Genomic DNA, 562 nt, shown 5'->3' on the forward strand with positions numbered 1-562 from the left:
GAGCGAGGCCCTGCCGGAGGCGCTGAAGCCGCGCTTCTGCGGCATCCACTTCTTCAACCCGCCGCGCTACATGTTCCTGGTCGAGTTGATCAACACGCCGACCACCGAGCCGCGGGTGCTGGACCAGCTCGAAACCTTCGTCACCAGCGCGCTCGGCAAGGGCGTGGTGCGCGCACACGACACACCCAACTTCATTGCCAACCGCGTCGGCATCGCCGGCATGCTGGCGACCTTGAAGGAGGTCGAGAAATTCGGCCTCACGCCCGATGTGGTGGATGACCTCACCGGCAAGAAGCTGGGTCGCGCGAGTTCGGGCACCTTCCGCACCGCCGACGTGGTCGGCCTGGACACCATGGCCCATGTCGTGAAGACGCTGCAGGACAACCTGAGCGCCGAGACCGATCCGTTCTACGCCAACTTCTCGACGCCGCCGGTGCTGGCGAAGCTGCTCGAACTGGGCCATCTCGGACAGAAGACGAAGGGCGGCTTCTTCAAGAAGGTGGGGCGCGACATCCTGCGCTTCGACCTGGCCAAGGGGGAGTACGTGCCCTCGGGCGACAAG

Annotated in this window: 1 protein-coding gene; it reads left to right on the forward strand. The window is 65.3% G+C overall.

What is annotated here, in order from left to right:
- Window positions 1–562: 3-hydroxyacyl-CoA dehydrogenase family protein (locus tag AC1DTN_RS38785; RefSeq protein ID WP_477925538.1), on the forward strand; the 562-nt coding region annotated here is incomplete at both ends.

The sequence above is a fragment of the Rhizobium sp. 01T444 genome, assembly GCF_056398305.1.